A 15,119-nucleotide genomic window follows, 5' to 3' on the forward strand; every position below is an offset into this window, starting at 1 on the left:
CTCATTTCATATGGAAAGAGACTCTGGCAGTGAATATTTTGGCCTATACTCGAAGCTGCCAGTCATCCAATAACCTGTCTGTTTTATCTGCGCGAGAAATCCCTACCCGATTAGACGTCAACCCTTCCCTAACTTGACACACCCGGAGTTTGATTCATGCCCTTCATCACTCCCCTTAAAACACTAACACTGTTCATCATCACCCTTTTTCTTGCTGGCTGCGCCAGTGATGGCCATCTGAACCGGTGGAGCCAATGTGCCCTGATCGGGGCGGGTACCGGCGGTCTTGTTGGCGCTGCAGCCAACAGTACGAGTTCATCCGACAGAGGTAAATCGGCCGCTTATGGTGCTATAGGTGGTGCCCTGGTCGGTACCGCTATCTGTGCGCTGACTGGCAGTGACAGTGATCACGATGGTGTTCCTGATAACAAAGACCGCTGTGCAGACACCCCCAAAGGCGTAACCGTCGATCACAGTGGCTGCCCGGTAGACTCCGATAATGACGGGGTTCCTGACTACCTGGATAAGTGCGCCAACACCCCTTACGGTGTCACAGTGGATGCTCACGGTTGCCCCGATTCCGACGGTGATGGCGTACCAGACAATATGGATCGCTGCCCCAATACCCCTGTCGATATGGCGGTTAACCAATATGGCTGCCCGATCGACAGTGATGGGGATGGTGTTCCCGATGACAGTGATAAGTGCCCGGATACCCCCGAAGGCATTCCCGTCGATGCGGATGGCTGCCCACTACAGAGAGAACTGGGAATGGTTTACTTTGGCTTTGATAAAGCAGACATTGACCCGCCGGGCCGTCAGGCGCTGGACAAAATCGCTGATGTTGCCAAACAAAAGTCTGACATTCATCTGACAGCTGTTGGTTACACCGACTCAACCGGCCCGCTGGAACACAACCGAAAACTGGCACTGCGCAGGGCTGAAAGTGTCAAACAATACCTGGAAGAGCGTGGCGTCAGTGGCAATCGCATCAAAGCCGTGGCCGGTGGTGTACTGGAGAGCGGAGATCAAACCAGAGAAGGCCGGAGAAACAACCGTCACGTGACCATCACCATTGAAGGGTAACCTTCATTAACTATTCAGGAACTGTTGTTTAATAACTTCGACATTTCAATAAGCGCTACCCGCTGCCCGAAAAAGACAGGCCACTTGTGCTTTTTTGGGAAGCGGGTAGCGAGCAAGTCTCAGCCAACGGCGGAACTTATTCCGCGACAATTCCTTACCTGTTTCTTTTGGAGCCTGTGAGATAGTATTGGTCAATACTCAAACCTACTCACCCAAAGTCTCCAAGCAGCATCCATGACAGACAATAGCAAAGCCTGTTTCTACGCCCTGGCCACGGCCTTATTGTGGTCGACCATTGCCACCGCCTTTAAAATAGCCCTTAAATATCTCGACCCATGGCAGCTGGTATTCTGGTCCGTGGCAACCTCCACCACCCTGCTTACCATCATTGTCATGATTCAGGGAAAGGCTGGTTTAGTTGTCTCCCAATTCAAACAATCATCGGGATTATTCCTGGCCCTGGGGCTGTTAAACCCTTTTCTCTATCACGTTGCCCTGTTCGGCGCTTACGACCTGCTTCCGGCGCAACAGGCGCAGGCATTAAACTACAGCTGGCCAATGGCACTGACCCTGCTTGCCGTTCCTTTGCTGGGTAAAAAACTGTCGCTTACCAGCCTGCTCTGCTGCCTGCTGGCCTACGGGGGTGTATTGCTTATCTGTACCCGTGGGGAGTTTGAAAGTCTTAATTTCGCCAGTCCCATCGGTGTTATTCTGGCACTGTCAAGCACCATTATCTGGGCGCTTTACTGGCTATTGAATACCCGGCGCGAAGGGGATCCTGTGGTTGGCCTGCTGATCTGCTTCCTCTGTGGACTGCCCTGGATTATTGGTGCCACCGCCCTCTTCTCCGATTTCTGGCCCATTGCCTCTGAAGGTCTGGCAGCAGCGGCCTATGTTGGTCTGATTGAAATGGGCTTTGCTTATATCCTGTGGCTGAAAGCCCTTAAACTGGCGGACAATACTGCCATGGTCAGCAATATCAGCTACCTCAGTCCGTTTCTATCACTGATTTTCATCGCCAATATTCTTGGTGAGTCTATCTATCCGGCCACCTATGCTGGCTTGATTATGATTATTGTTGCCGTTCTGGCTCAGCAGCACTTGAGTAGAAAATAAACGTCATGGCCAGAAACAGCTACTTTGCTTTTAAGCAGTTCAGAATTGACCAGGGTGAATGCGCCATGAAAGTCACCACGGATGCCTGCATCTTTGGTGCGCTTATTGCTGAGTCATCCGGCTTACGACATAGCCAGTCCATTCTGGATATTGGTGCAGGCACCGGGCTGCTCAGCCTGATGGCTGCTCAGAACTGCAATGGGAAAATCACGGCCGTGGAGCTGGATGAAGAAGCGTCACAACAAGCGGTCCTTAACTTTGCCGCCAGTCCCTGGGCCGATCAGCTGCAACTGGTCAATAGCGCTATCCAGATATTCTCTGCCACCAGTCAGCAACGCTTTGACTGTATCATTTCGAACCCGCCTTTTTTTCAACAATCCTTCAAGGGGGACGACCAGCGACGCAACATGGCCCGTCATACCGACAGCCTGAGTTTTACGGATCTTGCCAGGGTGATTTCCCGGCATTTGGCGACCACTGGCGAAGCCTGGATTTTACTGCCCGTGGATTCCACACAGCATTTTTTGAAAGCGGCTGCCACGGAAGGACTGGGTCTGATAAAGCAGATTGGGCTGCGTTCTTCCAGCCGTCATGGGAACCACCGCTATATCCTGGTGTTAAACCGGGATAAACCTCTGGAAACGCACGAGGAGACGGTCACTATATATACCCAGCCTCCTCACTACACGGAAGAAACCAGGCAGTTGATGTCACCTTATTATCTGGCTCTCTAGCACATCATTGCGATGAGTTTGATGTGTACAATCTCCGCTCACCCTGAGCGAAGTCGAAGGGTGATTGGCACAGTCTTTTTCAAGGTATGGTGTTTACGCCCTTCGACTCCGCTCAGGACGAACGGAGTTTGGGAATCATTAACCATCAATTGCATTGCAGCCGCACACTAGTAATCAGCCATGATATTCGATGCAAGTTCGTCAGACCTCAGGCCAATGTTCCGGTCACTTTGCATGACCTGCTCACTGATTGATGAATTAAGATGATCGGATGAGTAGGGAATGGCCAGTCGGACTCGTGGCCGGTTATCAAACTCCACTGCCCATAGCAACGTGACCAGAAACACGCCGCAAAATACCCACGCTGGTTTAATTTTTTTGAACACATTCAAATTTCAAGACCATATATGGCACTGATTTCTAAAAAAAAGCTCCTTTGGTAGTAGGAGCCTCGTTTTTTTTGGTGACGGGTATCAGTCAGGATTATTCCAGTTGTGATCACTGATTAAAACGTTTGTCCATCTCAGCTACTTTATCAAGCCGTCCCACTCTGTACCGAGTTCATTTATTTCACGGGCTGGTTCCTGCACAGGAACACTCTGCCTGTTCATTCGTTCCCGGATTCCCTTAATACCCTGGGATACCGAGTTGACCGCAGCGCTTGCCAGTTCTTTACCACGGGTAAGTGGTTTCATCGCCAGCTCCTTACCACGCAACCCATCCTGGTAACCAGTAACCCATTGATAGGTTGAATAGCCGGCAATCCCCAATCCGCCCGCAGCCAGAAGGGAACCTGTGGTAATTCCCATCGCCGCGGCTGTTGACGCTGTAGCGGCATTACTGCCGTCCATGTCGGCAATCATTCCTTCATCGCCAACACTCTTGTGCCCGATGCCGTGGTGTACCCCGGTGTCGGCAACCATTCCTCCATCGCCAACACTCCTCCGCCCGCGGTGGTGTGCCCCGGTGACGGCACTGTCGACCGTGCTGTTCACTACCGTGGGGTTGTCAACTATTCCTCCATAGTTAACCTGCCCAGCCCCGAAGTCGGCGCGTGCATTTTTACCCGAGGTTTTGACCGTGCAGTACTCCGCCGTGGTGTTGACAACCGTTCCTCTATTGTTAACCTCCCCACCCCCGATGCCAGCGTGTGCGTACTCACCCGAGGTGCTGACATGGCTATCTACCGCCTTGGTGTTGGCAACCTCTCCTCTATAGTCAACCAATCCCACCCCGATGGCGGCGTATGCTTCCGTTTCCGTGGTATTGACCGTGCAGCCCACCGCCTCGGTGTCGGCAACCTTTCCTCCATTGAAAACCACTCCCCCCCCGATGCCGGCGTAGGCATTTTTACCCGTGGTGTTGACCATGCTGTTCTCCGCCATGGTGTTGGCAACCGATCCTCTGGCGACAACATTGCCCCCTCCGATGCCAGCGTATGCATTGTCACCCGAGGTTTTGACCGTGCAACCCTGCGCTGCGGTGTTGCCAACCTTTCCTGTAACATACCCCCCCCCGATGCCGGCGTATGCCTGGTCTTCTGTGGTTTTGACCGTGCTGCCCACCGCCCTGGTGTTGCCAACCGTTCCTCCAAAGTAAACATTCCCCCCCCCGATACCGGCGTATGCACTCTCACCCGAGGTTTCCACCGTGCTATCCACCGCCGTGGTGTTGACAACCGTTCCCAGATCGGAAACCTGCCCCCCTCCGATGCCGGCGTATGCATTCTCACCCGAGGTATTGACCGTGCTGTTCTCCGCCGTGGTGTTGCCAACCATTCCTCCAGCGACAACGTTACCACCCCCGATGCCGGCGTATGCATATTCACCCAGGGTTTTGACCGTGCTGTTCACCGCTTTGGTATTGGCAACCGTTCCTCTAACTTCCCCACCCCCAATGCCGGCGTAAACTTTGTCACCCGAGGTTCTGACATGGCTATCTACCGCCGTGGTGTTGGCAACCGTTGCTTTAGCTTCAACCAGCCCGCCCCCGATGCCGACGTATGCACCCTCACCCGAGGTTTCGACCGTGCTGTTCCTCGCCGAGGTGTTGGCAACCGTCGCTTTAGCTTTAACCAGCCCGCCCCCGATGCCGGCGTATGCACCCTCACCCGAGGTTTCGACCGTGCTGTTCCTCGCCGTGGAGTTGGCAACCGTGCCGCCAATATCAACCTCCCCCCCGCCGATGCCGGCGCATGCACTCATACCCGAGGTTCTGACATGGCTATCTACCGCCTTGGTGTTGGCAACCGTGCCGCCAATATCAACCTCCCCTCCGCCGATGCCGGCGTGTGCAGCGTTACCCGAGGTTGTGACATTGCTGTTCTCCGCCGTGGTGTTGGCAACCCTTCCTCCCGCTTTAACCAGCCCTCCCCCGATGGCGGCACCTGAAAGGACACCCGAGGTTTCAACCGTGCTGTTCACCGCCATGGTATTGGCAACCGTTCCTTTAACCTGCCCGCCCCCGATGCCGGCGCATGCATTGACACCCGAGCTTGAGGTTTCGACCCTGCTGTTCACCGCCGTGGTGTTGGTAACCATCCCTTCAACCTGTCCTCCCCCAATGCCGGCGTATGCATAAAAACCCTCGGTTTCGACCCTGCTATCGACCGCCGTGGTACCGGCAACCTTTCCTCCAATATCAACCTGCCCTGCCCCGATGCCGGCATCTGACCCCCAACTCAAGGTCTTGACCGTGCTGTTCACCGCCAGGGTGTCGGTAACCGTCCCTTTAACCAGTCCCGCTCCGATACCCGCCTCGGCACTGTATTGCGAGGTTTCGACCCTGCTGTTCACTGCGGTGGTGTCGGCAACCGTTCCTCCGACACCAACCCTTCCCGCCCCGATGCCTGCGTTTGAATACCAATCAGAGGTTTCGACCGTGCTGTTCACTGCGGTGGTGTTGGCAACCGTGCCGTCATCGAAAACCTCTCCCCCCCCGATGCCGGCGGGTGCATTCCTGCCCGAGGTTGAAATATGTGCATTTTCGGCCAGGATATCCCTGACTGTGCCATTAACTTTACAGGCCACCAGACCTGTGGGCCCCTCGGAGTTTATATGGGCACCGGTAAAGTGAAGCTTGCTAACGGTGCCTTGGTGCAGCTTTTTAACAAAACAGTTAGTCAGGTTGTCGATCCTGTGATAATCGCCATCGTACTCGCCGGTGAATGGGTGGGTATCATTGCCAATGGATTGATAGTCTTTAGTGACAACAATATCCGCTGTCTGTTGATAGGTACCGTCCAGTGGATAGTCGGGATGTCGGCCAATCTTGCCCAGGGTTTCTGTATCTTTAATCTTTATCTTGCAAGCATCACTGTACGACGAATCCAATGCAACCAGGAAATCAGTTCTCAAACAGCAATCGGCTGTTAACACCCGTGGGTCTGCTGTTTGGCAAAAAAGCTGATCCTTGGAGATAGATCCAGAATTCTCTTTAATGCCATTGACAAAGCTGTTCACCGCCGTGGTGTTGGCAACCGTTCCTCTAACGTCTCCACCCCCGATGCCGGCGTCTGCATCTGTACCTGAGGTTTCGACCGTGCTGTTCACCGCCGTGGTGTTGGCAACCGTTCCTTCGACCCAAACAATCCCCCCCCCGATGCCGGCGTCTGCATGTGTACCCGAGGTTGCGACCGTGCTGTTCACCGCCGTGGTGTTGGCAACCGTTCCTTCGACCCAAACCCCCCCCCCCCCGATGCCGGCAAGTGCATTTTTACCCGAGGTTTCGACCCTGCTGTTCACCGCCGTGGTGTTGGCAACCGTTCCTTCGACCCAAACAATCCCTCCCCCGATGCCGGCGAGTGCATTTTCACCCGAGGTTTCGACCCTGCTGTTCACTGCCGTGGTGTTGGCAACCGTTCCAAAAACGCCCCCCCCCCCGATGCCGGCGTGTACATTTTCACCCGAGGTTTCGACCGTGCTGTTCACTGCCGTGGTGTTGGCAACCGTTCCAAAAACGCTCCCCCCCCCGATGCCGGCGTGTGCATTTTCACCCGAGGTTTCGACCCTGCTGTTCACTGCCGAGGTGTTGGCAACCGTTCCAAAAACGCCCCCTCCCCCGATGCCGGCGAGTGCATTTTCACCCGAGGTTTCGACCGTGCTGTTCACCGCCGTGGTGTTGGTAACCATTCCTCCACCACCAACCAAACCCGCCCCAATGCCGGCGTATGCATTGTCACCCGAGGTGGAAATATGCACATTTTCGGCCCGGATATCACTGACTGTGCCATTCGCAGTACAGGCTGCCACCCCGGTCGTCTTCGTTGAATTTATATGGGTATCAGTAAAGCCAAGGCGACTGATGTTGCCTTGTTTCAGAGTATCAACTAAACAGTCAGACAGGCCGCTGATGGTACGGCGCTGCCCATCGTACTCCCCGGTGAATGGATGGGTAGCATTGCCAATGGATTGATAGTCTTTAGTGACAACAATATCTGCTGTCTGTTGATAGGTACCGTCTAGTGGATAGTCGGGATGTCGGCCAATCTTGCCCAGGGTTTCTGTATCATTAATCTTTATGGGTGTTGATGCTGTAGTGGGTGTTGACTCTTTAGCGGTTGTTGACGCCGAAGCGGTTGTTGATACTGTAGCGTCTGTTGACGCTGTAGTGCCATTTCCCGGGCAAGCATCATTATACGAAAAACCCGAATCCTGAAATTCAGTTCTGATAGAGCAATTGGCTGCTAACACTCGTAGGTCTGCTTTTTGGCAAAAAAGCTGATCATTGGGGATAGATCCAAAATTCTTTTTTTTGCCATTGACAAAACTGTTCACCGCCTTGGTATTGGTAACCCAATCTGAATTGGGAACCCCCCCCCCCCCGATACCGGCTCTTTCCAAAGTGGCGGCATCGACACGGCTGTTCACCGCCATGGTGTTGTCAACCGTTCCTCCGCTAACCATCCCCCCCCCGATGCCAGCGCCTGCAGCGGTAAACCGGGTATGGACCCTGCTGTTCACCGCCGTGGTGTCGGCAACCGTTCCTTCGCTAACCATGCCCCCCCCGATGCCGGCGTGTGCATAATAACCATTGGTTTCGACCGTGCTGTTCACCGCCGTGGTGTTGCCAACCGTTCCTTTAACCAGCCCCCCCCCGATGCCGGCGTTTGCCTCTTGACCCGTGGTTTTGACATGGCTGTTCACCGCCGTGGTGTTGCCAACCGTTCCTTTAACCTCCCCCCCCCCGATGCCAGCGTAACTTTTATGACCATTGGTGAGAATATGAACATCTTTCGCCCGGATATTACTGACTGTGCCAGTATCATCAACAACACAGGCTGCTAACCCGGTCGTCTTCTGGGAAGTTATATTGGCACCAGTAAAGTGAAGGTTCCTGATGCTGCCTTCCAGAGTGTCAACAAAACAGGCAGACAGGCCGCTGATGGTATTGCACTGCCCATCGAAATCGCCGGTGAATGTGCCAATGGGTTTATGGTCTTTATTGACAACAATATCCGCTGTCTGTTGATATTTGCCGTTTGGTGGAAATTCGGGATCTCGACCAATCTTGCCCAGGTCTTCTGCATTTTTAATCTGTTTCGAATTCGCATACTGAAAAGAACTGGCCAGCGTGCCAAGGGCAAGCAGTCCCTTGGCTCCCTGACTCCCTTGATAGCGGGCTGTGGATGGCTGTTGAAGGGATACGTCTTCCGAGCCGGGTTCTTTTTCCTGAGCCTCTTCCCGGGTTTCTTTTGATGTCTGTGGTAATTCCGGTTTTGCATCCGGCCCGGGCAAACCGCTCCCGGACCAGGCATTGGCCATATCTTTCGCCATGAAAAGGATGGAACTCGACGGCACGATAGTTGTTGTGGCCAGTCGCAAAAGATCTTTCACTGCTTTGCGGGAATTGAAACTGAGGCAAGGGTCTTCCATTGGAATCAATGATTTCACAAATGCTTTAGAAATAGCAACGCCATGGCCGAGCCAGGAACGTTCGGTGCCATTCCCTGAACATTGGGAAGCGCTGTCGCAAATTGGTTGCTGAATTGATTGCTGAATGGGTTGCTGATTGGATTGCTGAATCATAAACAGGACTCCTGATGTTGTAGTACATGGTTTCAATGAGTTTGACGGGTTGTAGTTATCACAAGCCTCTGCACTTCGTTCGTCCTGAGTACTGAGCTTGTCGAAGCATCGGAGGGCGCAAACTCCGGGCCATGATAGATCGTGCCAACACCCTTCGACTCCGCTCAGGATGAACGGAGTTGGTACACGTCAATCTCCTTGAAATGATGTAGTAGTGCATAACAGTACATTAGAAAGTGCACAAAAAATGACGACGCACTCCCTTGTTCGTTTATGCAGTGACGTAAAAGTTCCCGGGTTATGTTTTTTTTGGCTCTTTTCGGGTTACAGACTGCTCTGCAATGAAAATTGGCCAAAGGCCTTGATATACAATGCCTTCAGGAAACTGCTGGCTAAATATTGCCAAGCCCTGCCACAGGAGGATTCCAGCCTGATTTATGACATCAGCAGTCTGCAATACGAAAAGAGCCCAACTGTTTTTTCAGCTGGCTTCAGCCTGGTCGCTACGGAAATCAGCAAACTCACTGATCATTTGCCGTGTCACTGCCTGTTGCCACTGACCGGTTGTCGTTTTGCCCTTAAGCTTCTGCAAACTCGCCCTTGCTATCTGGGAGACCAGCTCATCCTTTAATCGGGCATCACTAACCCGATCGCCAAATATCTGCGGGAATTGTCTGCTGACCAGTGACTTGATGGTTGCGTAGCTGCTGAGAATTTCCCCGATGAGTTGCCGGTTGAACTGGTGCAGTTTCACTGGCCCTGGCAGTGCTTTGCCCCTGGTGTTGATCAGTTGGGCCCGGTCACTGGCACTGGTGCGCACTGGCAATAGTGTTATCACCAGCTGATTGAGACGCTGGGCCTCATCCGGATGAGGCTCAATGCCCTGGCGCTGGATCAGTTCTGCTGTTTTTATCCGTTCTATGGCTTCTGCCGGTGCCTCAAACCGGGCGTTATACAGATGGGTAAACAGTTGCCAGGCTCTCTGATCAAGTTGGAAGGTTTGCCAATCGGGGGGCTGCCTGTCCGACGATTGATCCGAGCCTGCCGGGATAGGCGATGGTGTCTGTGTAGCGACGGCAACATCGGCCTCCAACCGGGCCAGGGGGGCAGAAAAATGGTCAAGGCCCAGATAGTCGGGTTGACTGGCTAGCGATTTCAGCAGCTCCAGTTGCCTGGCCGATGCCAGTTTCATAAAGCGGGACTGGGTTTGATTGTAACGACCGGAGGCCAGACCTTTGACCAGTGGCATGTCGGTAGGTGGTGTGATCTTGATACTTTTACTAAACGACAGTCGCTGTTTGAAACGTGTGGCCAGTGAGGCCCTGGTGCTGGCCTGTGAACCTTGCTCCAGCCCAAGCAATTGGCTTAATCGATTGGCCCACCTCTTCGGCCGGTGATTCTTCAGTTGTGCTACCTGGTCAATAATCTTTTTGGACAGATGTTGTGGTATATCGTCATTTGTTGTCTGTTCAGCCAGTCGGCTTGCAGCCATAGCCTTTAACATGACACTCGCCAGTTGCCTGGTTGCACCGTGGTCGATGGTTTGGCCCGTTGATGGATCATAGAAAAGTGGTGTGCCAGGTGCCTGGCTAGTGCCGCGCAGGGAGCCGTCAGCCCGGAATATATTGTCAGGTTTCTGGTGTTGTATGCCCAATGTCGTTGAGGTGAGAACGCTTGATAGAAAGTTTTCCGTTGCCTTGCCAGCGGATGCTTCAGGCAGGGTCTGGATAATGGCCAGGTTAATCAGATCGTCCTGGTCCCAGTGTGTACTGACATCTTTATCCTGGGTGGCCAGATTGTTGGCCAGGGCCATGAGTTCTGTCCGCAGTTGTCTGGCCAGAGCCAGGCTGTTAGTCAGCAGCTGCATACCCGGTGACTGGTCAAGTGGGGAGGCGTTCTTTCCTGGGGTTCCTGGTGCCATGGTGTGGTTCAGGTGTATGGGACGATCGCTGATTTTTGCAGCCAGCATGTTAGCCAGTGTCAGGTTGTCGGTGATTGAATAGTTCGTCGGTGTTATGGCACTCGTGGCAGTTTGGCCATTGTTGCTGGGTGTACTGGCTATGGCCAATGGTGTGCCGGTCTTGCCCGGATCAGGCTGGACACTGGTCATGCCATGGGATGGGGGAGTTGGAGCGGTATTACCCTTCAGTTTCCTGACAGGATTTATGTCGGGTTGCTGGATATTCTCAAGAAACAGGGCTTGCTCCTGTTGCAAGATACGGATTAATAACTGTTGGTTGTGGGGCCTGTGTTGCCGGGCAATGATATCACTGTTCACTTTTTCCGTTGACTCAGGTTTTTCCTGTGGTCGGGAGTTCCCGGTTTCCGGCGTCGTCTGCTGTTTCTGGCCAGTTTTTCCATGCAGAATTTGGCTCAGGTCGTTCAAAAAACGATCAAAGCCGTCAGGATTGGCTGACTGTGGTTGCTGCTCTATGGCTTTGAGCAGATGATCTGTGTTCACGGAGGCCGTTGCAGGAGGAGTATAAACACCAGACGAAAGTCGTATGATGGCGGCACGGTCCAGAGGTTGTTGGTTGCTACAGCCCAGGTCTGACAGCATCTGCAGGCGTACATTGCTGAACGTGGCATACATTGTCTGGAACTCGGAAATGACCTTGGCGCTGATGATGGACTGGACAGTACGGTGATTTTTTTCACTGATTGCAGCCGGGGTCAGATGCTTCATAAACTGGTGAGCATTTTTATAAATATTCAGGAACTTGTTGCTGAATTGTTGATTCAGTTGGAGCAATGAATCCCCCGGAAGAATCCCTTTTTCCAAACAGTCTAATGGTTGCCCCTCGGTTGCTGGTGCCTGGCGGACCTTGTTGCGGGTATCGGCATAGATTTTGGCCATGTCTTTATTGAATCGTAAATGGATCGTTTTGCATTTGTCTGTGAATGATTTGATGAATCGCCGCAGTCGTTGGTTGTTATCAGATTCCGTCTTTGGCGAAGACGTAGCATTTGTTGTTGCCGTGGCCGTTGTGTTTTCGGTCGGGTTTGTACGATTGGGAATACTGGCGGTCTTCTCTTGCGGTGTGGTGTCAGGTGCTGTGGTTGTGGTTGTTGTCTTTTCGACTGCCGTGTCTGTTGATGCAGGCGTCATTGATGAGGAAGAAGTAGCTGAGCTATCTCTGGAACCAGAAGTCACTGTCTGAGTGGTGATGTCGTGGATTGTGGTTGTCGTCTGGCTTGATTGCCTGGTTTGTGCAGCGGTTGATTTTGCTTTTGAAGATGGAGGCGCTGCTGTGGTTTTAGATATACCAGGGTCGCCTTCTGTTGTGGCGGTTTCAGATGGTAATGCTGTTTGCCCGGTTGTTGATTGACGTATTGCTGTCTTATCAATTGTCGCCTGAGTGTTAGTGGCTGTTGGTGATTTTGTTGATGGAGCTGTTCCTGTGGCCGTTGAAGTTTCTGTCGGCGGTGAAGCAGCCGTTGTGCTATCCGAAATGCCAGAAGTCCTTGTTTGACTGATGGTATCAGACGTTGATCGTGCTTTTTCCTGGGTTATTGATTGTTGCGTTGTTGTCTGTTCGGCTCTCTTACCTGTTGATGCAGGTGTCATTGATGAATAAGCAGCTGAGCTATCCGTGGAACCAGAAGTAACTGTCTGAGTGGTGGTTTCGTGGATTGTGGTTGTCGTCTGGCTTGATTGCCTGGTTTGTGCAGCGGTTGATTTTACTTTTGAAGATGGAGGCGCTGCTGTGGTTTCAGATATACCAGGGTCGCCTTCTGTTGCCGTGGTTTCAGATGATAATACCGTTTGCCCGGTTGTTGATTGATGTATTGCTGTTTTATCAGTTGTTGCCTGAGTTGTAGTGGTTGTTGGTGATTTTGTTGATGGAGCTGTGGCCGTTGAAGTTTCTGTCAGCGGTGACGCAGCCGTTGTGCTATCTGAAATGCCAGCAGTTATTTTTTGACTGGTAGTATCAGACGTTGATCGTGCTTTTTTCTCGGTTATTGATTGTTGCGTTGTTGCCTGTTCGGTTGTCGTCCTTGTTGATGCAGGTGTCATTGATGAAGAAGTAGCTGAGCGATCCGTGGAACCAGAAGTAACTGCCTGAGAGGTGGTGTCGTGGATTGTTGTTGCCGTCTGGCGTGATTGTCTGGTTCGTGCAGTGGTTGAGATTGCTTTTGAAGATGGAGGCGCTGTTGTGCTGTCAGATATACCAGGGTCGCTTTCTGTTGCGGTGGTTTCAGATGATAAGGCTGTTTGCCCTGTTGTCGATTGATGTATGGCTGTTTTATCAATGGTCGCCTGAGTTGTGGTGGCTGTTGGTGATTTTGTTGATGGAGCTGTTCCTGTGGCCGTTGAAGTTTCTGTCAGCGATGAAGCAGCCGTTGTGCTACCCGAAATGCCAGAAGTCCTTGTTTGACTGGTGGTATCAGACGTTGATCGTGCTTTTCCCTGGGTGATTGATTCTTGCGTTGTTGTCTGTTCGGTTGTCGTGCTTGTTGATGCAGGTGTTATTGATGAAGAAGCAGCTGAGCCATCTGTAGAACCAGAAGTAACTGCCTGAGAGGTGGTGTCGTGGATTGTTGTTGCAGTCTGGCTTGATTGCCTGGTTTGTGCAGCGGTTGAGATTGCTTTTGAGGTTGGAGGCGCTGTTGTGCTGTCAGATATACCAGGGTTGCCTTCTGTTACGGTGGTTTCAGGTGGTAATGCTGTTTGCCCGGTTGTTGATTGGTGTATCGCTGTTTTATCAATTGTCGCCTGAGTTATAGTGGCTGTTGGTGATTTTATAGATGGAGCTGTTCCTTGGGCTGTTAAAGTTTCTGTCATCGGTGCAGCAGCCGTTGTGCTATCCGAAATGGAAGAAGTTATTTTTTGACTGGTGATATCAGACTTTGGTCGTACTTTTTCCTGAGTTATTGGTTGTTGCGTTGTTGTCTGCTCGGTTGTCCTGCCTCTTGATGCAGGAGCCATTGATGAAGAAGCGACTGAGCCATCCGTGAAACCAGAAGTGACTGCCTGAGAGGTGGTGTCGTGGATTGTTGTTGCAGTCTGGCTTGATTGCCTGGTTTGTGCAGCGGTTGAGATGGCTTTTGAGGTTGGAGGCGCTGTTGTGCTGTCAAATATACCAGGGTTGCCTTCTGTTATGGTGGTTTCAGGTGGTAATGCTGTTTGCCCGGTTGTTGATTGGTGTATCACTGTTTTATCAACTGTTGCCTGAGTTGTAGTGGCTGTCCGTGATTTTGTTGATGGAGCTGTTCCTGTGGCCGTTGAAGTTTCTGTCATCGGTGCAGCAGCCGTTGTGCTATCCGAAATGCCAGAAGTTATTTGTTGACTGGCGGTATCAGTCGTTGATCGTGCTTTTTCTTGGGTTATTGATTGTTGCGTTGTTGTCTGTTCGGTTGTCGTGCCTGTTGATGCAGGTGCCATTGATGGAGAAGCAACTGAGCCATCCGTGAAACCAGAAGTGACTGCCTGAGAGGTGGTGTCGTGGATTGTTGTTGCAGTCTGGCTTGATTGTCGGGTTTGTGCAGCGGTTGAGATTGCTTTTGAGGTTGGAGGCGCTGTTGTGCTGTCAGATATACCAGGGTTGCCTTCTGTTGCAGTAGTTTCAGATGATAGTGCTGCTTGCCCGGTTGTTGATTGATGTGTTGCTGTTTTATCAATGGTCGCCTGAGTTGTAGTGTCTGTTGGTGATTTTGTTGATGGAGTTGTTCCTGTGGTTGTTGAAGTTTCTGTCAGCGGTGCAGCAGCCGTTGTGCTATCCGAAATGCCAGAAGTCATTGTTTGACTGGTGGTATCAGACTTTGGTCGTGCTTTTTCCTGAGTTATTGGTTGTTGCGTTGTTGTCTGCTCGGTTGTCGTGCCTGTTGATGCAGGAGCCATTGATGAAGAAGCGACTGAGCCATCCGTGAAACCAGAAGTGACTGCCTGAGAGGTGGTGTCGTGGATTGTTGTTGCAGTCTGGCTTGATTGCCTGGTTTGTGCAGCGGTTGAGATGGCTTTTGAGGTTGGAGGCGCTGTTGTGCTGTCAGATATACCAGGGTTGCCTTCTGTTATGGTGGTTTCAGGTGGTAATGCTGTTTGCCCGGTTGTTGATTGGCGTATCGCTGTTTTATCAACTGTTGCCTGAGTTGTAGTGGCTGTCCGTGATTTTGTTGATGGAGCTGTTCCTGTGGCCGTTGAAGTTTCTGTCATCGG

5 protein-coding genes are annotated in these 15,119 nt (G+C 52.2%); 3 read left to right on the forward strand and 2 right to left on the reverse strand.

Features of this window, described 5'->3' with window-relative positions:
* The first annotated feature begins 156 nt into the window (after positions 1-156).
* The 3 genes from ACO6VE_RS03445 (at position 157) to ACO6VE_RS03455 (ending at position 2,936) form a co-directional block, all read left to right on the forward strand.
* Entirely contained in the window at positions 157-1,086 is a 930-nt protein-coding gene (locus ACO6VE_RS03445; RefSeq protein ID WP_422459709.1) for an OmpA family protein, read from the forward strand.
* A 234-nt stretch (positions 1,087-1,320) separates the two neighbouring features.
* Complete coding sequence (locus ACO6VE_RS03450) at positions 1,321-2,202, forward strand: DMT family transporter (protein WP_422459711.1); 882 nt, start codon at positions 1,321-1,323, stop codon at positions 2,200-2,202.
* A gap of 5 nt (positions 2,203-2,207) precedes the next feature.
* On the forward strand, positions 2,208-2,936 hold the full coding sequence (locus ACO6VE_RS03455) for a tRNA1(Val) (adenine(37)-N6)-methyltransferase (RefSeq protein WP_422445818.1): 729 nt from the start codon (positions 2,208-2,210) through the stop codon (positions 2,934-2,936).
* A 527-nt stretch (positions 2,937-3,463) separates the two neighbouring features.
* Here ACO6VE_RS03455 and ACO6VE_RS03460 read toward each other — a convergent pair.
* Positions 3,464-8,962, reverse strand: coding sequence for a beta strand repeat-containing protein (locus ACO6VE_RS03460; RefSeq protein ID WP_422459713.1), 5,499 nt, complete (start codon positions 8,960-8,962; stop codon positions 3,464-3,466).
* Between the two features lie 481 nt (positions 8,963-9,443).
* Positions 9,444-15,119, reverse strand: a 5,676-nt coding sequence (locus ACO6VE_RS03465) for a beta strand repeat-containing protein (RefSeq protein ID WP_422459715.1), incomplete at its 5' end; no start/stop codon positions are given.

Origin of the sequence: Endozoicomonas sp. ALB115, from assembly GCF_049310245.1 — a bacterium.
GTDB lineage: Bacteria > Pseudomonadota > Gammaproteobacteria > Pseudomonadales > Endozoicomonadaceae > Endozoicomonas.